The 18,955-nt window shown below is 73.9% G+C and carries 16 protein-coding genes; 8 read left to right on the top strand and 8 right to left on the bottom strand.

Features of this window, described 5'->3' with window-relative positions; all coding sequences use genetic code 11:
* Positions 1 to 28 precede the first annotated feature (28 nt).
* Positions 29 to 1,459, bottom strand: coding sequence for a serine/threonine-protein kinase (locus ABEA93_RS10395; protein ID WP_345675096.1), 1,431 nt, complete (start codon positions 1,457 to 1,459; stop codon positions 29 to 31).
* Positions 1,460 to 1,653: 194 nt separating this feature from the next.
* On the opposite strand from ABEA93_RS10395, the gene ABEA93_RS10390 reads away from it, so the two are divergent.
* Together ABEA93_RS10390 and ABEA93_RS10385 are read left to right on the top strand one after the other, a co-directional pair.
* Positions 1,654 to 2,385 (top strand): HAD family hydrolase, encoded by a 732-nt coding sequence (locus ABEA93_RS10390; RefSeq protein WP_345675095.1) that lies wholly within the window; start codon positions 1,654 to 1,656, stop codon positions 2,383 to 2,385.
* A 54-nt stretch (positions 2,386 to 2,439) separates the two neighbouring features.
* Positions 2,440 to 3,162, top strand: a complete 723-nt coding sequence (locus ABEA93_RS10385) for an antibiotic biosynthesis monooxygenase (RefSeq protein ID WP_345675094.1) — start codon at positions 2,440 to 2,442, stop codon at positions 3,160 to 3,162.
* A gap of 29 nt (positions 3,163 to 3,191) precedes the next feature.
* On the opposite strand, the gene ABEA93_RS10380 is transcribed toward ABEA93_RS10385, so the two are convergent.
* Together ABEA93_RS10380 and ABEA93_RS10375 are read right to left on the bottom strand one after the other, a co-directional pair.
* Positions 3,192 to 5,615 (bottom strand): ABC transporter permease, encoded by a 2,424-nt coding sequence (locus ABEA93_RS10380; protein WP_345675093.1) that lies wholly within the window; start codon positions 5,613 to 5,615, stop codon positions 3,192 to 3,194.
* Positions 5,612 to 6,409, bottom strand: coding sequence for an ABC transporter ATP-binding protein (locus ABEA93_RS10375; protein WP_345675092.1), 798 nt, complete (start codon positions 6,407 to 6,409; stop codon positions 5,612 to 5,614). The genes ABEA93_RS10380 and ABEA93_RS10375 overlap by 4 nt, the downstream gene beginning before the upstream one ends.
* A gap of 164 nt (positions 6,410 to 6,573) precedes the next feature.
* Here ABEA93_RS10375 and ABEA93_RS10370 point away from each other — a divergent pair, with 164 nt between their 5' ends.
* Positions 6,574 to 7,887 carry a sensor histidine kinase gene (locus ABEA93_RS10370; protein WP_345675091.1) on the top strand — a complete coding sequence of 438 codons (1,314 nt, stop codon included), beginning with the start codon at positions 6,574 to 6,576 and terminating at the stop codon, positions 7,885 to 7,887.
* A gap of 8 nt (positions 7,888 to 7,895) precedes the next feature.
* Positions 7,896 to 8,636, top strand: coding sequence for a response regulator (locus ABEA93_RS10365; RefSeq protein WP_425584900.1), 741 nt, complete (start codon positions 7,896 to 7,898; stop codon positions 8,634 to 8,636).
* A gap of 7 nt (positions 8,637 to 8,643) precedes the next feature.
* On the opposite strand, the gene ABEA93_RS10360 is transcribed toward ABEA93_RS10365, so the two are convergent.
* The gene (locus ABEA93_RS10360) at positions 8,644 to 9,849 is read right to left on the bottom strand and encodes a lactate 2-monooxygenase (RefSeq protein ID WP_345675090.1); all 1,206 of its coding nucleotides are present in this window, start codon (positions 9,847 to 9,849) and stop codon (positions 8,644 to 8,646) included.
* Positions 9,850 to 9,938: 89 nt separating this feature from the next.
* Here ABEA93_RS10360 and ABEA93_RS10355 point away from each other — a divergent pair, with 89 nt between their 5' ends.
* Together ABEA93_RS10355 and ABEA93_RS10350 are read left to right on the top strand one after the other, a co-directional pair.
* Positions 9,939 to 10,733: an SDR family NAD(P)-dependent oxidoreductase gene (locus tag ABEA93_RS10355; protein WP_345675089.1), complete on the top strand. Its 795-nt coding sequence runs from the start codon at positions 9,939 to 9,941 to the stop codon at positions 10,731 to 10,733.
* A 115-nt stretch (positions 10,734 to 10,848) separates the two neighbouring features.
* Positions 10,849 to 11,298 carry a YchJ family protein gene (locus ABEA93_RS10350; protein ID WP_345675088.1) on the top strand — a complete coding sequence of 150 codons (450 nt, stop codon included), beginning with the start codon at positions 10,849 to 10,851 and terminating at the stop codon, positions 11,296 to 11,298.
* Between the two features lie 105 nt (positions 11,299 to 11,403).
* Here the strand turns inward: ABEA93_RS10350 and ABEA93_RS10345 are convergent, their stop codons facing one another.
* The 3 genes from ABEA93_RS10345 to ABEA93_RS10335 all read right to left on the bottom strand — a co-directional run bounded on the left by ABEA93_RS10345 (position 11,404) and on the right by ABEA93_RS10335 (position 15,152).
* A complete protein-coding gene (locus ABEA93_RS10345; RefSeq protein ID WP_345675087.1) occupies positions 11,404 to 11,835 on the bottom strand; it encodes an ankyrin repeat domain-containing protein in 432 nt (143 codons plus the stop codon).
* Between the two features lie 102 nt (positions 11,836 to 11,937).
* Positions 11,938 to 13,575, bottom strand: a complete 1,638-nt coding sequence (locus ABEA93_RS10340; RefSeq protein ID WP_345675086.1) for an ABC-F family ATP-binding cassette domain-containing protein — start codon at positions 13,573 to 13,575, stop codon at positions 11,938 to 11,940.
* Positions 13,576 to 14,018: 443 nt separating this feature from the next.
* The gene (locus ABEA93_RS10335) at positions 14,019 to 15,152 is read right to left on the bottom strand and encodes a PucR family transcriptional regulator (protein ID WP_345675085.1); all 1,134 of its coding nucleotides are present in this window, start codon (positions 15,150 to 15,152) and stop codon (positions 14,019 to 14,021) included.
* 197 nt (positions 15,153 to 15,349) lie between these two features.
* Here ABEA93_RS10335 and ABEA93_RS10330 point away from each other — a divergent pair, with 197 nt between their 5' ends.
* Both ABEA93_RS10330 and pruA read left to right on the top strand, forming a co-directional pair.
* Entirely contained in the window at positions 15,350 to 16,279 is a 930-nt protein-coding gene (locus tag ABEA93_RS10330; protein ID WP_345675084.1) for a proline dehydrogenase family protein, read from the top strand.
* Between the two features lie 59 nt (positions 16,280 to 16,338).
* Positions 16,339 to 17,976 carry an L-glutamate gamma-semialdehyde dehydrogenase gene (gene pruA / locus ABEA93_RS10325; RefSeq protein WP_345675083.1) on the top strand — a complete coding sequence of 546 codons (1,638 nt, stop codon included), beginning with the start codon at positions 16,339 to 16,341 and terminating at the stop codon, positions 17,974 to 17,976.
* Between the two features lie 73 nt (positions 17,977 to 18,049).
* Here pruA and ABEA93_RS10320 read toward each other — a convergent pair whose 3' ends face one another.
* Positions 18,050 to 18,745, bottom strand: coding sequence for a hypothetical protein (locus ABEA93_RS10320; protein ID WP_345675082.1), 696 nt, complete (start codon positions 18,743 to 18,745; stop codon positions 18,050 to 18,052).
* Positions 18,746 to 18,955 lie beyond the last annotated feature (210 nt).

The following is an 18,955-nucleotide window of genomic DNA, read 5'->3' as shown; positions in this document are numbered from 1 at the left end:
ACGCCGTGCGGCGCGCCCCGTCCCCGATTCAGGGGCGCGCCGTCGGCGGCGTCGCGGACGGACGCGGCGGGCACACCTGCGGTGCCGGGGCCAGGCCCAGCGTCCCGTCCGGCATCCGCACCAGCGTCGTGACCGTGAAGCACGCCGCCGCACCCTTCGGCAGCGTGAAGACCGCATTCGACGTGCCCGACGGGATCTGCCGCCGGTCCGCGACCGCACCGGTCTGCGGGTCCTGCGCGAGCACCAGGAACCCGGCCACTGGGGCGCTGTCTCCAGGCGGCTGCCACGCCACCTGGGTACTGCCGCCGAAAGCAGCTGTGGTGACGTCCTTCGGTGTGAACTGCGCGGCCTGCGAGCCCGCCAACAGCCGCGGCGCACCCGGCGAGACAGCCGCCGCCGGGGTATTGCCGGTGCCCGCACGGGATTTGCCGCCGCCCCCGCCGGTCTGCGTCACCGTATAGGCGCCGCCCGCGAACAGCACCGCGGCGGTCACCGCAATACCGGCGATCCAACGCCGGCGCCGACGCTGCCGGGCGGCATGGTCGGGATCGTCTTCCTCGTCCTCGTACGGCTCCTCCGGCGGATCCGGGCGCAGCAGCGGATCCGGCTCGTCCGGCTCGGGATCCAGCCGCGGCACCCGTTCCGCGGCCTCGTGGGGCACCAACCCGCAAAGCACACCGTGGACTTCGCCGAGGGACGGGCGGTCCGCCGCATAGGGGGCGGCCATGCGCCGCAGCAGATCGGCCAGGCGCGCCGGTACCGGCGCGTCGTGCGGACGCGGCGGGCGGCCGTCGACGAGCGCACGGAACAGCACGTCGTCGGCGTCATCCGGGACGCCGTCGAGCAGCGCGTACAACGTGGCGCCGAGCAGGTACACGTCCGCGGCCGGGCCGGGCAGCTCCCACCCGGCCAACTCGCGCGGCACATACGCCGGATCCCGGCCCTCCGCAGCCGACGGGGACGTACGGGCGAGCACCCGGGCGATGCCGACACCGGACAGATACACCTCGTCGTCGCCGCCGCGCAGCAGCACCCCCGGCCGCACGTCGAGATGCAGCACCCCGCGGCAGTGCGCCGCCCGCAACACGAGCGCGCAGCGGATCCCGGCCAGGACCACCTCGGTCACCGGCAGCGGCCCGGCCACCGGGTCGCCCTCCAGGAAGTCACGGACGACGAAGCCGCGCCCGTCGGCCGTCACCCCCACGTCGTGCACGGGGACCGCGCACGGATGCCGGCCCGCCGCGGCCGCCGCGAGCAGCTCCGCGTGCAAGGCGAGCCGGGAGGCCTCGGTGCCCGCGCCGGCCCGCAGGACCTCCACCGCACGAAGAGCGTCGTCGTCGGCACGGCACAGCAGCACCGTGCCGTGCGCGTCCGAGCGCAGCGTGCGGACGACCGTATAGCCGTCGGGGGGCAGGGACGCGAGGGGATCGGCAGGGGACCCGGACGCCGGACGTTGCACCCGAAACCCCACCCCCGCGACCCGCGCCCACCCGACGCGGACCATCCACGCACGCCCGCATGACACCCCGGTGAACACGGCCGGGCGGCCGGGTGAGCAGCGCCCGCCGATGCGGTGCCGGGCCCTGCCGCGGCCCCCGCACGAGAGGCGCAAATCGCGTTGATCCCCACCGCATGCGCTGATTACCCTGCAGCGTGACCCGACACGCAACGCCGCCCGGCCCGCCGCCCGCCGTCTCCGCAGCCCAAGTGCTCCTGATCGACGCGGACGACACGCTGTGGGAGAACAACATCCTGTTCGAGCGGGTCATCGACGCCTACCTCGACTGGCTGACCCCGCCCGGACTCACCCGCGCCCAGGTCCGCACCGAGCTGAACGCGATCGAGCACGCCAACGCGGTCACCCTCGGCTACGGCAGCCAGGTCTTCCTGCTCAGCCTCGCCGAATGCGCCGCCAAGCTCACCGGCCGGCCGACGACCGACGCCGACCGCGAGCACATCGAACTGCTCGCCGCACCGCTGCTCCGCCGCGGCGGGATCGAGCTGATCCCGGGCGTCGCGGACACCCTCACGGCGCTCGGCGCCCGGCACGAACTCCGGCTCGTCACCAAGGGGGACCTCGACGAGCAGACCGCGAAGGTGGCCGCGTCGGGGATCGGCGACCACTTCCGGAGCGTGCACGTCGTCCCGGAGAAGAACACCGCGACCTACCTCGCGCTGATCGCCGAACTGGGCCTCGACCCGGCGACCGCGTGGATGATCGGCAACTCGCCGAAGTCGGACATCCTGCCGGCGCGGGAGGCGGGGCTGCGGGCGGTGTTCATCCCGCACGAGCACACGTGGGTGCTGGAGCACGACGTCGTGGACCCCGCGGACGGCGGGATTCTGCAGCTGGCGTCGTTCGCGGAACTGCTGCACCACTTCTGACCCAGGACCGCACCGCCCGCCCGTGTCCGCACGGCTCCCCCGAACAGGATCCGCATGTCTGCCACCCCCTCCGTGTCGTGCGTCTTCGTCTGCCACGACGGCAACGGCCGCATCCTCCTCGCCCGCCGCGCGCCGGGCGCCCGAGACGAGGCCGGGACCTGGGACTGCGGCGCGGGGGCCTTGGAATTCGGCGAGACCTTCGAGGCCGCGGTGACGCGTGAGGTCACCGAGGAGTACACGGCGGCGCCGCAGGAGATCACCCCGCTCGGCATGCGCAACGTGCTGCGCGGCGACCCCGTCGGGTCGCACTGGGTGGCCGCGGTGTTCGCGGTACGCGTGGACCCGGCCGCGGTGGCGATCGGGGAGCCGCACAAGTTCGACGCACTGGAGTGGTTCGCGCCGGACGCGCTGCCGTCGCCGGTGCACTCGCAACTCCCCGAGACGCTGGCGCTGTTCGCCCCGGCACCCCGGCGGGTCACCGCGATCGCGCTGCTGGAGGCGGCGCCGGGCCGCGAGGACGACGTCCGTGCGCAGGCGCTGTCCATGGTGGCGCCGTCGCAGGCCGAGGCCGGGAACATCGCCTACGAGGCCTACACCCACCCGGAACGCCCAGGCTCCTGGCTGGTGTTCGAGCAGTGGAGCGACCGTGGGGCGTTCGCCGCGCACTTGGAGAGCCCGCACTTGACGGATGCTCTCGCGGCGGGTCCCGACCTGCTGGTGGGGCCGCCGCGAGAGCTGGTTTTCGAAACGGAAGCCGGTACCGAAGACGCGCGCTAGCGGCCTGAAGCGCCCGACACCGATTCGGATCACTCCGTCCGTACCCCCGACGCCCGGGCCCGGGCCGCGCGGACCGCCGGTATTGCCGCGCCCAGCGCGGCCGGGACCAGCCCGGCAGCCGCGAGAAGTACGTACATCGGCAGCGAGTACACCGCGAGCATCGCATCGGGCAGCCGCAGTTGCGCCGTCCCGGCGATGGCGGGGGCCACCGTGTGGTGCAGTACCGCGCCCAACGGGAGTCCGGCGAGTCCGCCGACGACGGCGAGCCCAGCCACGGACGTGAGCACCATGACGGTGGTCTGGCGCGGCGTCATGCCCAGGCATTTCAGCACGCCCATGGCCTGGGCGCGTTCGCGGGTGTCGAGGACGACGGTGTTGAGGACGCCGAGCCCGGCCACGGCCGCGAGGAACAGGGTCAGGGTCGCGATGAGCCCCAGCATGACGTCGATCGTCGAACTGTCGTCGTCCCGCGGCATGACCAAGACGTCGGCGAACGCCGCGGCGGCGCCGACACTTTCGGTGTAGGCGGCGACGTCCGTGCCGGATTTGACGCGCACCTCGTAGCCGTCGACGTGCGGCTCCGCGGACAACGCGGCGAGCGTGCTCCGGTCGGTCAGGACTTGGTCGGAATCACTGGAGAACGCCTCGCCGACGATGCGGAGAGTCGTCCGGCGGCCTTGGACTTCCAGCGTGAGGGAATCTCCGATGCCGAGCGCCGCGTCACGAAGGAGCGGGGTGGGGACGACCGCCTCGCCCGGGCCGGAGAACCACCGTCCGGCGACGAGCGGGTAGCCGATCCACGCCGAATCGGTGTCATAGCCGACGGCTTCGATCGGATCGGACCGGCCGGGTACCCGGACTTGTTCGCGGGAGAACGCGGTGATGCGGTCGGTCCGCGGGTCGGCGCGCAAGGCGGCGGCGACGGCCGCCGGGTCGGCCTTGACGTGTGGTGCCGTGCTCGGGGCGCCGGCCTCCCCGAGCCCGGGCGCGGTGGAACCCGGCGGTGCCTGCCCGGGCGGTGCCGACGACTCCGCCGCCGTCTGCCGCACCGCGAGCCCGACTTCCACTTGCGCCGATCCGGTGCGTGCCAGGCCGTGCTCGGCACGGGTCAGCGTGGTTCCCAACCCGTAGGCGAACGTGACGGCGGCGGTGCCCAGGAGCAGCGCCGCCAGGGTCATGGCGCTGCGTGCGGGCCGGGCGAACGGGCCGGCCAGTCCCAGGCCGACCGCCCGCGGGAGGGGCGCGCGGGCGAGCAGCCGGTGGGCGCGGAAGCCGCGTCCGGTGCGCGGTGCGCGGCCCATGGCGATCGCGCGTATGGCGGGGACGCGCCCGGCGCGTACGGCGGATGCGAGCGCGGTCGCACATACGATCGCGGCCACTCCCAGCGGCACGGCCACGTCGACCCACAGGGGGACCCCCGCGGCCTGCGGCAGGGCGTACGACTCGGCCGTGTCGGCGAGCAGGGGTGTCGCGAGGAGATGGCCTGCCACCATGCCGACGGCTACGCCGGCGACTGCCGGGAGCAGCACCTGCAGGACATAGACGGCGGTCACTTGGCCCGGGGTGAAGCCGAGCGTCTTGAGGATGCCGATGCCGCGGTATCCCGCGACGACAGCCCCGCTGACGACATTCGCGACGATGAGGACGGCCATCACCAGTCCGAGGACCGCGAAGGCCGTCACGAACGGGACGACCAGCGCCGCGGTTTCCGCGGACTGACGGCGTGCTTCGAACCACGAAGACGACCCCAGGACGGCGTCCGCCGGGAGCGTGGCACGGACGTCCGCCATTCCGGCCCGGATCGCTTCGGCATCGTCGGCGTGCGCGAACCGGTAGAGCACCTGGTACGTCGGAGCCCTGTCGGGCCCCGCCAGCGACGCCACCTCGCCGGACCGGACCCAGGCGTCGGCCGTCCCGGTGATCGACGCGGCGATCCCGACCACGGTGAAGTCGCGGCCGTTCAGGGTGATGACGCCGCCCACGGCGATGCCGTCGCCCGACCGAGGTGTCGCGGTCCGGGCGAAGGCCCGGGACAGCACCACCTCGCCCGGTGCGCGGACCCAGCGCCCGCTCTGCAGGGTGATCCGGTCGACCGAGCCGTCCGGGGCGTCGCGTCCGACGACGCTGATCGGCGGGGCGCCGCGCCGGACGCTGCCGTCGACCGTCGGCTCTGCCGAGGTCTCCGGGTAGGGGCCGCCGACCGCGGTGATGCGGGGGTTCCCCGTTGCGGCCAGGATTTGTTCGGGGGTGGCTTTCGCGGGGTCGATGCCGACGGTGGCGTGTGCACCGCGCTGGGCGGAGAACGCGCGGTCGAACGGCCCGAAGGACGCGACGAGCAGCCCGAGGGCGAGCACGGCCGTCATGGTGGCGAGCAGGGCGACCGCGGCGGTGACCGCAGTCTGCAGGCGTCGGCGGGTCACGGCCGCCCACGCCGCGTGCAGGGCGGCCTTCATCGCGCGTCTCCCGCGCTGGAGCCGGTGACGCCGCCGGTCCCGGGAAGCCCGGGGGTGGCACCGCCCGGATCGCCGCCGTCGGAGATGCGGCCGTCCGTGATCCGCACCGTCCGCGTCGTGCACTCGGCAGCCAACCGCTCGTCGTGTGTGACCACGAGCAGGGCCTGGCCGTCGCGGTTGAGTTCGGCGAGGAGATGCATGATGGTGCGGCCGTTCGCGCTGTCGACGGCGCCGGTGGGTTCGTCGGCGAGGAGCAGCGGCGGCCGGTTCATGAGGGCGCGGGCGATGGCGACGCGTTGGCGTTCGCCGCCGGACAGCCGGGCGGGGTAGGCGTCGGCATGGCGGGCGATGCCGAGCCGGTCGAGGAGTTCCGCGGCGCGGGCCTGGGCGGTCCGGTGGGGGGTGCCCCCGAGGCGGGCGGGCATGAGGACGTTGTCGACGACGGTCAGGTCGTCGAGGAGGTTGAAGAACTGGAAGACCATGCCGATGTGCCGGCGGCGGAAGTGGGCGAGTTTGGTTTCGGACAGGCCGTCCAAGGCCGTGCCGGCGACCGTGACGGATCCGGTCGACGGCCGGTCGAGGCCCGCGACGAGGTTGAGCAGCGTGGACTTTCCGCTGCCGGAGGGCCCCATGACGGCGACGGCTTCGTGCGCGCCGACGGTCAGGCTGACGCCGTCGAGCGCCGCGGGGCCGGAGGCGTCGTAGCGTTTGGTGACGGCGTCCAGGCACAGCGCCGCGGCCGGTTGGGAGGCCGGGGCGACGGGGCCGGCGGCGGGTCGGGTTGTCTCGGTCATGGGGTCGGACGGTAGGCGCGGCCCGGGCGGGCAGACGTCCATCGGGCGAGCCAACCCCGTGTCCCTCGTGGGAGCTACGTGCAGCGGCGTAGCTCCGTCGGGGGAGGCGGGGTTGGCACGCACGCGTGATGTGCGGCGGCTGTGACCGTCGCGACAATGACCGGATGACGCCGATCACCGCTGCCGACACGCTGCACGGCCGGGGCCGACTGGGGGAGTTCCTGCGCCGGCCCGGTCCGCGGGGCGCCGATGCGCTGCTCGCGGCCGGGTTCCTGCTGGCCGACCTGGTGCTGCTCGTGTACGTCGCGGACCCGCACGGAGACCGTCCGGTCGGGGTTGACGTCATGGGGCGGCCGATGGTCCTGGAGCAGCCGCAGACACTCACGTTCTGGGCGCTGCTGCTGGCGCTGCCGACCGCGGTCCCGGCGGCGTGGCGGCGCAGCAGTCCGATTCCGGCGTTCGCGGTGCAGGGGATGGCGGTCGCGGCGACGGATTCGCACGACGCAACGATGGCCGCCTTCATGGCCTTGGCCGTCGGCGCCTATTCGGTGGCCGCGCATGTGCGGGAAGTCCGCACGGCGGCGGCCGTGTTCGGTGTGGCGACGCTGCTGCTCGCACTGAAGTTCCCCGCGGCCGGCAGCGGGCCGCCGGGGATGCTGGCGGCAGCGGTGATGCTGGCGATATGGGCACTCGGCCGCACGATCGGCACGTGGCGCACCCGGGCGAGCGCGCTGCACGGCCGGGCGGTGCGTGCCGAGCGCGCGCACGCCGAGGCGGTGGCCCGCGAACGTGCCCGGATCGCCCGCGAGTTGCACGATGTGGTCAGCCACAACGTGAGCGTGATGGTGATTCAGTCCGGGGCCGCTCGTGTCGTGCTGCGGTCCGATCCGGACGCGGCGACCGAGGCGCTGCACGCCGTCGAGGCCGGCGGGCGCGAGACCATGGCCGAGCTGCGGCGCATGCTCGACGTGCTGGCCCCCGAACACGCTTCCCCGAGGGTGCCGGGGTCCTCGGCCGACGCCGCGTCGGACGAGCCGCCCGGCGACGCGCTCGCCCCGCCGCTCGCTCCGCAGCCGGATCTTGCCCGGCTGCCCGTCCTGGTGGAGCGGGTGGCCGCCGCCGGGTTGGACGTCCGGCTCCGCGGCGAGGGACCGGTGCGGCCGCTGCCGCCGGGGGTGGAGCTGACGGCGTACCGCGTGGTGCAGGAGGCGTTGACCAATGCGCTGAAGTACGCGCCGGGCGGGCGTGCCGAAGTGTGTGTGGCGTACGGTGCGGACGTGCTGCGTATCGAGGTCGCCGACGAGGGTGCCGCGGACGGCCGCCGTCCCGAGGCATGGGGTGGCGGGCGAGGCCTGGTGGGCCTCGCGGAACGCGTCGCGCTGCATGGCGGGGAACTCCGGGCCGGGCGCCTCCCGACCGGCGGCTACCGGCTGAGCGCGGTGATTCCGGTGGCCGCCGACCCGGAACCGCCGCGGTGACCGGCGATGTGGCCGGCGGTGTGGCCGGCGCGGCGCCTGGTGGCGATCAGGGCGCGGTGCCGCTGCGAGTCGTGGTCGCGGACGACCAGGCACTCGTCCGCTCCGGATTCCGCATGATTCTCACCGTCGCCGGGATCGACGTGGTGGCCGAGGCGGCGACCGGCGACGAGGCGTGTGCGGCGGTGCGGCGGACGTGCCCGGACGTGGTGCTCATGGACATCCGCATGCCCAACCTGGACGGTCTGGCGGCGACCCGCCGCATCATGGCCGATCCGCCGTCGGCGGCGGACGGCCGTCCGTGCCGGATCCTCATGCTGACGACGTTCGACCTCGACCACTACGTCTACGCCGCGCTCAACGCGGGGGCCAGCGGCTTCCTGCTGAAAGACGTGACACCGGAGCAACTCGTCGCCGCGGTACGGGTCGTCAGCGCGGGCGACGCGCTGCTGGCCCCGGCCATCACCCGGCGGCTGGTCGAGCGGTTCGCCCATCCGGGCCGGGCCGCGCCGTCCGTGCACGCGGACCTGGCGCGGCTGACGCCACGCGAACTCGAGGTCCTGCGGCTGCTCGCGCACGGCCTGACCAACGCCGAAGCCGCGGCCGCGCTCACGGTGAGCATCGAGACGGTGAAGACCCACGTCACGCGTATCCTCGCCAAACTCGGGCTCCGGGACCGGGTCCAAGCGGTCATCCTCGCCTACGAGACGGCGCTGGTGACCCCGGGAGTGGCGGCCCCGGACCCGGGGTGAGGGGCGGTCAGCGGCGCACCAAGTCGCGCGGCGTCAGGTCGTCCACGTGCGCATGGCCGGACAGGGCCAGCGTCACGTCCAGTTCGGCCAGCACGCACCGCAGCACGTGCCGTACGCCCTCCTCGCCGCCGAGGGCGAGCCCGTACGCGTACGGCCGTCCCAGCAGCACCGCCCGCGCCCCCAGCGCCAGCGCCTTCACCACGTCCGACCCGGTGCGGACGCCGCTGTCGAACAGCACCGTCAGGTCCTGCCCGACCGCCTCCGCGACCAGCGGCAGCGCGTCGAGCGCGGCGATCGCCCCGTCGACCTGCCGCCCGCCGTGGTTCGACACCACGACGCCCGCCATGCCCGCGTCCAGCGCCCGACGCCCGTCGTCCGGGTGCAGGATGCCCTTGAGCACGATCGGGCCGTCCCAGTGCTCACGCAGGAACGCCAGGTCCTCCCACGTCGCACCCGGGTTGGAGAACATGCCCGCCCAGTGCGCCACCGCGCCGAACGGATCCTCCTCCGGCGGCTTCGCCAGCCCCGCACGGAACACCGGGTCGGACAGGTAGTTCGCGATGCCGATCGAGCGCAGGAACGGCAGGTACGCCTGGTCGAGATCCTGCGGCCGCCACCCCAGCATCGCCGTGTCCAACGTGACCACCAGCGTGCGATAGCCCGCCGCGCGGGCCCGGGCCAGCAGGCTCGCCGTCACCTCGGGGCTGCGCGCCCAGTACAGCTGGAACCACCGGTCGCCGTCCCCGGCCGCCTCGGCGACCTCCTCCAACGGGGTCGACGAGGCCGTGCTGAGCACGCTCGTCAGCCCGAGGCCGGCCGCGGCCCGCGCGGCGGCCGGTTCGGCGTCCGGGTGCACGATCGACAGCACCCCGATCGGCGCGAGCAGCACCGGCGCGGTCATCTGCGTGCCGAGCACCTCGCGGTCGAGCGTCCGGTGCTGCACGTCGCGCAGCATGCGCGGCACGATCGCCCACCGGTCGAACGCCTCCCGGTTCGCCCGCGCCGTCGCCCCGGTGCCCGCCGACCCGGCGACGTAGCCGAAGGGGCCCGCCGCGAGCACCCGCCGCGCGGCCTCCTCCAGCCGCGCCGGATCGGTGGGGTACGGCGGCACGCGGTCTTCCAGGAGCCCTTGCAGGTAGATCTCGTCCTGGAACCCGGACAACGGCGGCGGCGGTTGGTCGGGGGAGGACGACGGGGTGTGATCAGCGGTCATCCAACTTTCATACACCCGTCGTCCGCAGGTCACCCGCGATGCGGGAAATCCGGCTGCGTGATCGACAACGCAGCTGTGATGATCTCGGCATGCCTGCCACCAACCCGTCCGACCCCACCTCCGGCGCCGCGTTCGACCTCTCCGGTCAGGCCGCGCTCGTCACCGGCGGTTCCGAGGGCCTCGGCTTTGCGATCGCCCGTACGCTGGCCGCCGCCGGGGCAGCTGTGGTCGTCGCGAGCCGCCGCGGCGACGCGTGTGCGAAGGCCGCCGAGGCGATCGCCGACGAGACTGGTGCGGACGTGTCGGGCGTCGCCTGCGACGTGACCGACGCCGACGCCGTCCGTGCGGCGGTTGCCGCGGTCACCGCGCGGCACGGCCGACTGGACATCCTCGTGACCAGCGCCGGCATCCAGGCCCGCGGCGGGATCGAGCAGCTCGACGTCGCCGATCTGCGGCGCTGCCTGGACGTCAACGTGACCGGCACCTTCCTGGCCTGCCAGGCGGCGGTGCCGGTGATGCGCGCTGCCGGATACGGGCGCATCGTCACGCTTGCCAGCGCCCTCGGCGTCGTCGGCGCCGCGGAACGCAGTGCCTATGCAGCGAGCAAGGGCGCCGTCGTCCAGTTCACCCGCAGCCTGGCCGTCGAACTCGCGGGCACCGGGATCAGCGTCAACGCGCTCGCGCCGGGGCCGTTCCGCACGCCGCTCAACGACGGCGTCGACGACGACCCGCAGGTGCGGGCCTTCCTCGACCACCAAGTCCCGCTCGGCCGCTGGGCCCAGCCTTCCGAACTCGGCGGAGCTGCACTGTTGTTGGCGAGCCCCGCAGCGTCGTATCTGACCGGGGCGGTGCTGCCGGTGGACGGGGGATGGACCGCGCACTGAGACAGGTTCGGCGACGGCAGGTCCGATCGGTGCCACGCCGCGTGGAGCCGCCACGCGCGGCGCCTGCCGACGCACAGCTCGGGAGCGCCCGGCGGCGACGCGCGATAATCGGCGCATGTCCCGACGCAAGACCCGCCCGCAGGACTCCGCCCGCCGTTCCGCCGCGCCCGCGGCGTTCGCCACGCCGACCGCGTGCCCGTGCGGGCTCCCGGCGGACTACACCGACTGCTGCGGCCGTCTGCACCGCGGCGACGCGGCCGCCACGACCGCCGAGCAGCTCATGCGGTCGCGGTACAGCGCCTTCGTGGTCGGCGATACCGCCTACCTGCTGTCCAGTTGGCACCCGGACACCCGCCCGGGGACGCTCGACCTCGACCCGCGCACGCGCTGGCTCGGCTTGGAGATCCTGGGGACGGAGGACGGCGGCCCGTTCCACGCCGAGGGCACGGTCGCCTTCCGCGCCCGCTACCGCGAGGGCGGCCGGGAACACGTCCTCGACGAGCGAAGCCGCTTCAGCCGGGTCGACGGGCTGTGGGTGTACGTCGACGGGCGGTTCGCGGACTGAATCGCCGCGCCACCGGGCACGACCGCTCTGCGGTCGGACCGCCCGCGCCGCGGCCTGCCCGGCACACCGCCGGGTGAGCCGACCCCGGCGACCGCCGCGCCCGCGTTACGCGAACAGCAGCGGCCGACGGCCGCCCGCCGCCGACAGCAGCGCCGTCGTCGAGGTGTGGCCCTCCCGGACCGTCCAGTGGATGGCGGAGTTGCCGAAGCCGCCGTCCTCGCGCAGGTTCGGGTCGGCGCCGCCCGCCAGCAGGACGCCGACCGCGTCGTCGTGCGCCCACACCGCGGCCGCGCACAGGGGGAGGCCTTCGTCGCCGCTGCCGCTCTCACGGTTCGGGTCGGCGCCCGCGCCGAGGAGGAGTTCGGCGATGTCGGCGTCGCCGCGCACCGCGGCCGCGTACAGCGGCGTCGTGCCGTCCGCGTCGGGACGGTCGGCGTCCGCGCCCGCGCGCAGGAGCCGGCGGGTGGCTTCCAGGTCGGCGTAATGCACGGCGATGACCAGGCGGTTCGACAGCTTCTTGGCGATACGGCGCTTCATGGCGGGGGTTCTGTCCTTCGATGGTGGTGCGGTCGGGGCGCGGCCGACCGAAGCAGCGGAGCCGTGCGGGGTCGAGCTGGGGTCGAGCTGGTCGGGCGGTGTTCAGTCGCCCGTCACGCGGCCTGCCGCGACGTGCAGGCGGCGGTTGGTTTCCACGGCGTCGAGCATCCTGCGGTCGTGGGTGACCAGCAGCAGCGTGCCGGTATACGACGCGAGCGCCGACTCCAGCTGCTCGATCGCGGGCAGGTCCAGGTGGTTCGTCGGCTCGTCGAGCACCAGCAGGTTGACGCCCTTGGCCTGGAGCAACGCCAGCGCGGCGCGCGTGCGTTCGCCCGGCGAGAGGGTGTCCGCGGAACGCAGCACGTGGTCCGCCTTCAGCCCGAACTTCGCCAGCAGCGTGCGGACGTCGGCGGGCTGCAGGTCCGGGACGGCGGCACCGAACGCGTCCAGCAGTGCCTCGGTGCCGAGGAACAGGCCGCGGGCCTGGTCGATTTCGCCGACCACGACGCCCGGGCCGAGCGCGGCCTGCCCGGAGTCCAGCGGGATCCGGCCGAGGAGCGCGCCGAGCAGCGTGGTCTTGCCCGAACCGTTCGGTCCGGTGATCGCCACGCGGTCGCCCCAGTCGACCTGCAAGTCGACCGGGCCGAAGGTGAATTCGCCGCGCGTGACGGCGGCGGCGCGCAGGGTCGCCACGACCGCGCCCGCGCGCGGCGCCGCGGCGATCTCCATGCGCAGCTCCCACTCCTTGCGGGGCTCCTCGACGACGTCCAGCCGCTCGATCATGCGCTCGGTCTGACGGGCCTTCGCGGCCTGCTTCTCGGACGCCTCGGAGCGGAACTTGCGGCCGATCTTGTCGTTGTCGTTCGACTTCCGGCGGGCGTTCTTGACGCCCTTGTCCATCCAGGCGCGCTGCGTGCGGCCGCGCTCTTCGAGGGACGCGCGGGTGTCGGCGTACTGGTCGTACTCCTCGCGGGCGTGGCGGCGGGCGACTTCGCGTTCGGCCAGGTAGGCCTCGTAGCCGCCGCCGTACATGCGGATCTTCTGCTGCGCCAGGTCGAGTTCGACGACGCGGGTGACCGTGCGGGTGAGGAACTCGCGGTCGTGGCTGACCAGGACGACGCCCGCCCGCAGCCCGGTGACGAACTTCTCGAGGCGGTCGAGGCCGTCGAGGTCGAGGTCGTTGGTGGGCTCGTCGAGGAGGAACACGTCGTAGCGGCTGAGCAGCAGCGACGCGAGCCCGGCGCGTGCGGCCTGGCCGCCGGAGAGGCTGGTCATCGGCTGGTCGAGGTCGACGGCCAAGCCGAGGTCCGCGGCCACTTCGTCGGCGCGCTCGTCGAGGTCGGCGCCGCCGAGGTCGAGCCAGCGTTCCAACGCGACGGCGTACTCGTCGTCGGCGCCGGGGCGCTCCTCGACGAGTCCCTCGGTCGCGGCATCGAGCGCGGCCTGCGCGTCGGTCACGCCGGTACGCCGCCCCAGGAACGCGCGCACGGTCTCGCCCGCGCGGCGCTCCGGCTCCTGCGGCAGATGCCCGACGGTCGCGGTGGGCGGGCTGAGTTGGATGGAGCCGCTCTCCGGCGTGCTCAACCCCGCCAGCATCCGCAGCAGCGTCGACTTGCCGGCCCCGTTCACCCCCACCAGCCCGACGACGTCGCCGGGGGCGACCACCAGATCCAACGCGGAAAACAGGACGCGGTCACCGTGCCCGGCGGAGAGGTCCTTGACGACGATCGTGGCGCTCATATCGCGCCGATCGTAGCGGGCGCGGACTGAGGACGGGCGGGCGGAGCGGAGCCGCGAGGCGAGAGGGGACACAGGGAACCCGCTGACGGCTGCGGCGGAGGGGCCGGGGCCGCGGCGGCGAGAGCGCCGAACCGCGCCGGCCGTGTGCGCCCGACGAGCCTCGCCGCGCGAACTGCCTGCCTGCGCTTGCGCTGCCTTCGTCGGGCCGCATCGTCTCGCGCGCCACCGGCGACGTGAACTCGGTCGGCGAACTGCTCGACGACGGCGTGGACGGCATCCGCGGCGCCCCGTGCGCCGGATCGGGCCGGAGCAGCGCCACCCGGCGTGCGCCCGCGCCGCCGTCACGCCACCGGTCGGCCCACACCGCGTCACTGCCGCGTCTGCGCTCACACCGCCGGGCCCCGCTCGCGGAGCGCCCCCACACCCCCCGTCATCCGGGCCACTCAGCCTGTCTCCTCACCCCTCATCCGCCCCGCCTTCAACCCCATATGCAGCAGCAGCCGATGTTCTCCGTTCGCCAGGTCCAAGCCCGTCAGAGCCTCCACCCGGGACAGCCGGTAGTACAGCGTCTGGCGGTGGATCGCCAGCACCTCCGCCGCCTGCGTCGCGTGGGCGGCGCGGTCCAGGTAGACCTCCGCCGTGCGGGCGAGTTCCGCGTGCTGGGGGCTCAGCAGCGGGGCCACGGCCGGATCCGGGGCGGCGGGGAGGTGGGAGATCAGCCGGTACGGGCCCAGCTCCGGCCAGGACGCGACCGGGCCGTACGCGGGGAAGGCCGTCGCGGTCCGGGCCGCGGCGACGGCCTCGGCGTAGGCGGCCGCTGCCTCCGCGGGGCCGGGGAAGGCCGCCGAGACGCCCGCACGGGTGCCCTTGCGCAGGCGGGCGAGGCGGCGGGCGGGCTCGGTGGGCGCACGCGGCGTGCGGATCAGCGCGACGAGTTCGTCCGGCTCGGTGTCCGGCACAAACGCACCCGTGTAGGCCGCCACCACCGACGCCTGGCCCAGCACCGTCAGGGGATCCGGCAGCCCGCCCCGCAGCACCACCACCGCATACGGGCCCGTCCCCGTCCGCGCCCCCGCCGCCTCCAGCGCCGCCACCGCCTGCGGGTCGCCCGTCCCCGTGACCAGCGCCCGCAGCCGCTCGCCCAGCTCCGTGCCCGCGTGCGCCTCCTCCGCGAGCAGGTCGCCCGCGCGCCCGGCCAGCGCGAACGCCTCCGCCAGGTCGGTGTCCGGCCACTCCGCGCCGCCCGGGTCGAGCAGCCAGATATAGCCGTACGTCACCCCGCCATGCCGTGCCGGGAGGCACAGCCGCGCCCGTACCCCGGTCGCCGGGTCCGCCGGAATCCGCACCGGCCGCGTCGCCCGCGTGATGCCGAAGCTCTCGAACCACGCCTTCACCTGCGGCGACGAGCGGCGGCTGAGAATCGACCGGGCGCGCACGTCGTCCGCCACCACATCCGCATCACCCTCGTGCGCGGCGAACGCGACCAGCGTGAAGTCGCGGTCCTCCAACGTGGCCGGAGCGCCCAGCAGCGCGGCGGCCTCCTCGACGATGCGCTGGTAATCCCGCTGCGCCGCCATCGCCCGTCTCCTCTGCCGCTCGCGGCGACCGGGTGAACCCCGACAAACCGGCCACCCGGCCCTTTCATACATGTGTACAAGATCTCCCGCCGGGAACGCGACTGCGGTCCATATGCGCAGGCCACACGGCGGACGTACGTTCGCGGCAAGGGCCGGAACGCGGCCCCCGTACCGCCGACCGCTCCCGGAGGCCCGCCGTGCTCGGCCGCCTGCTCCTCACCGCGTCGCACAGCGACCGGCTGCGCGACTTCGTCGCGACCGCCCCGGTCACGCGTCCCGTCGTCGACCGCTTCGTGGCCGGCGAAGAGCTGCCCGACGCACTCACCGCCGTCCGCGGCCTCACGGACGGCGGCCTCGACGTCACGATCGACTACCTCGGCGAGGACATCACCGACGCGTCCCAGGCGGAACGCAACCGCGACGCCTATCTGCGGATCCTCGACGCGGTCGCGCCCCTCGGCCTCGGCGGCCGCGTCGAGGTGTCGGTGAAGCTCTCCGCGTTCGGCCAGTCCCTCGGCGCCGACGGGCACGCCCTCGCGCTCGCCAACGTGCGGCCCGTCGCCGAGGCCGCCGCCCGCGCCGGCACCACCGTCACGCTCGACATGGAAGACCACACGACGGCCGACTCCACCCTCGGCATCCTCGACGAGCTGCGCCGCGACCACCCCGGCACCGGCGCCGTCCTCCAGTCGTACCTGTTCCGCACCGAGGACGACTGCCGCCGCCTCGCGACCGCCGGATCCCGGGTGCGCCTGGTCAAGGGCGCCTACCGCGAACCCGCGTCCATCGCCCACCAGGACCGCCGCGCCGTGGATCTCGCCTACGTGCGCTGCCTCAAGATCCTCATGGCCGGCGACGGCCACCCCATGGTCGCCACCCACGACCCGCGCCTCGTCGCCATCACCCGCGAACTCGCCCTGCGCCACGAACGGCAGCCGGGCACCTACGAGTTCCAGATGCTCTACGGCATCCGCACCGCCGAACAGCAGCGCCTCGCCGAGGACGGCGAAAAGGTCCGCGTCTACGTCCCCTTCGGCACCGACTGGTACGGCTACTTCACCCGCCGCCTCGCCGAACGCCCCGCCAACGTCGCGTTCTTCCTCCGCTCCTTCGTGCCCGGCCGCTGACCGCCGCCGCCCGGGACGCAGCCCCGACGCCCGCACCTCCCACCGAAAGGCATGCCCTGATGGACGCCGTCACCCAGGTCCCGGCCCCGGTCAACGAACCGGCTCGCTCGTACGCCCCCGGCAGCCCCGAACGCGCCCGCCTGGAAGCCGAGTTGAAGCGGCAGGCCGGCGAACCCGTGGAGCTGACCCAGACGATCGGCGGTGTCCAGTCGATGGGCGGCGGGCCGCGCGTCGACGTCGTCCAGCCGCACCGCCACGCCGCCGTCCTCGGCACCTTCGCGCACGCCACGCAGGACGATGCCCGGGCCGCCGTCGCCGCCGCCAAGGCCGCCGCCCCGGCGTGGCGCGCGCTGTCGTTCGACGACCGCGCCGCGATCATCCTCAAGGCCGCGGATCTGCTGGCGGGTCCATGGCGGGAGCGCCTCGCCGCCGCGACGATGCTCGGCCAGTCCAAGACCGTGCAGCAGGCGGAGATCGACACCCCGTGCGAACTCGTCGACTTCTGGCGGTTCAACGTGCACTTCGCCCGGCAGATCCTCGCCGAGCAGCCGATCAGCTCGCCCGGCGTGTGGAACCGGCTCGACCACCGGCCGCTCGAAGGCTTCGTCTACGCCGTCACGCCGTTCAACTTCACCGCGATTGCCGGGAACCTGCCGACGGCGCCCGCACTGATGGGGAACACGGTGATCTGGAAGCCGTCGCCGACGCAGACGGTCGCGGCCTGGCACCTGATGCGCCTGCTGGAAGAAGCAGGGATGCCGCCGGGCGTCATCAACATGCTGCCGGGCGACGGCCTCGCGGTGTCCGAGGTCGTCCTGGCGGACCCCGATCTCGCGGGCATCCACTTCACCGGCTCGACGGCGACGTTCCGGCACCTGTGGTCGACCGTCGGCGCGAACATCGGCGGGTATCGGACGTATCCGCGGATCGTGGGGGAGACCGGCGGCAAGGACTTCGTCGTCGCGCACTCGTCGGCGGATCCTGCGGTGCTGAAGACGGCGATGGTGCGGGGGGCGTACGAGTACCAGGGGCAGAAGTGCTCGGCGGCGTCGCGGGCGTATGTGCCGCGGTCGCTGTGGGAGTCCGGCTTCCGCGACGACCTGATCGCGGAGATCGAAGGCCTGTCCATGGGCGACGTGACCGACCTGGACAACTTCATGGGCGCGGTCGTCGACGCCCGCGCCTTCGCCAAGAACAAGGCGGCCATCGACCGGGCCGCCGCGGACCCGCGCGTCGAGATCGTCGCGGGCGGCACGTACGACGACAGCGTCGGCTACTTCGTCCGCCCGACGCTGCTGGTCTCCGACGACCCCGAGAACGAGGTCTTCCGCGACGAGTACTTCGGCCCGATCCTCGCCGTGCACGTCTACGAGGACGCCGCCTGGGCGCCGATGCTGCGCCAGATGGAATCGGTGTCGCCGTACGCCCTCACCGGCGCCGTCATCGCGCAGGACCGCGCCGCGCTCGCCGAGGCCTCCGAGGTGCTGCGCTTCGCGGCCGGCAACTTCTACCTCAACGACAAGCCCACCGGCGCCGTCGTCGGCCAGCAGCCCTTCGGCGGCGGGCGCGCCTCCGGCACCAACGACAAGGCCGGTGCGGCACAGAACCTGATGCGGTGGACCAGCACCCGCACCATCAAGGAGACCTTGGTTCCGCCGACCGACTACCGGTACCCGCACATGGGCGGCGGCAACTGAAACCGACTCGCTTCGACACCGCGCCGACCGCGGCCGGGTGCCCGCACGCGTTCACGACCCACCCGGCCGCGCCTCACGGCTTCTTCGACGCCGCGGCCGACGAATTCGCGGACGCTTCGGCGGATGCCCGGTCGCGGGTTCGCGGGTTCGTGTCCGCGGTGCCCGTGCCGTAGTCGCCGGTGCCCGTGCCGTAGCGGCGGGCGGCTTTGCCGAGCACGTAGGCCTTGACCAGGTCCGTGTTCAGGTCCTTCCGCTCCTTCTGGGTACTGTCCCCGCCCTTCGGGGCCTCCTTCGGCCACAGGGTGTAGGTCAGCGCGATGACCACGTTGATGCCGGCGATCCACAGCATGCGGCTCTGCGTCGAGGTGAGGGCCGCGGTCCGCGAGGCATCGCCGACCATCCAGATCGCGCACTGGAGCAGCCCGATGGCGACGACTGCGGCCATGACCGTGCGCAGGGCGATCTGCCACTCGTATTTTGCGCGCGCCGTGCCGTACTTCGGTGGCTTGGGCGGCTTGGGTGCGCCCGCGAAGCGGTAGGCGACCCAGGCGTCGGCGCGCTTGACCAGGTAGTGGCCGTAGGCGACCGAGAAGCCGATGTAGGCGGCGGCGAGGCCGTGCGACCAGTTCGCCGTCGTGCCGCGCCGCAGGTCGACGATCGTGGCGACCAGTAGGTCGTGCCGCGCCGCAGGTCGACGATCGTGGCGACCAGTAGGACGACGTCCACGACGGGCACGGACACCAGCAGGACACCGCTTGTCCGCCGCCACTCGAGGCCGTAGCGGGCCGTCAGCCCGGCCGCCAGCAGCAGCCAGAACCCGACCTCGCAGGCGATGACCAGGGTGACCAGCATGGGATGGCTCCGTAGATCGTCGGCCGGCGCGTGCGTGGCGCCGGCCTGGTGGGGACGGCGGCGCCGGCCGGTCCGACCGGGCCCCGGAGCGGCGCCGCATCCCAGCCTTCCAACGCCCGGGCTTCGT

Origin of the sequence: Yinghuangia aomiensis, from assembly GCF_039542225.1 — a bacterium.
Classification (GTDB): domain Bacteria; phylum Actinomycetota; class Actinomycetes; order Streptomycetales; family Streptomycetaceae; genus Yinghuangia; species Yinghuangia aomiensis.
The sequence above is the reverse complement of the archived record's forward strand: the minus strand, read 5'-3'. Positions and strand labels throughout refer to the sequence as shown.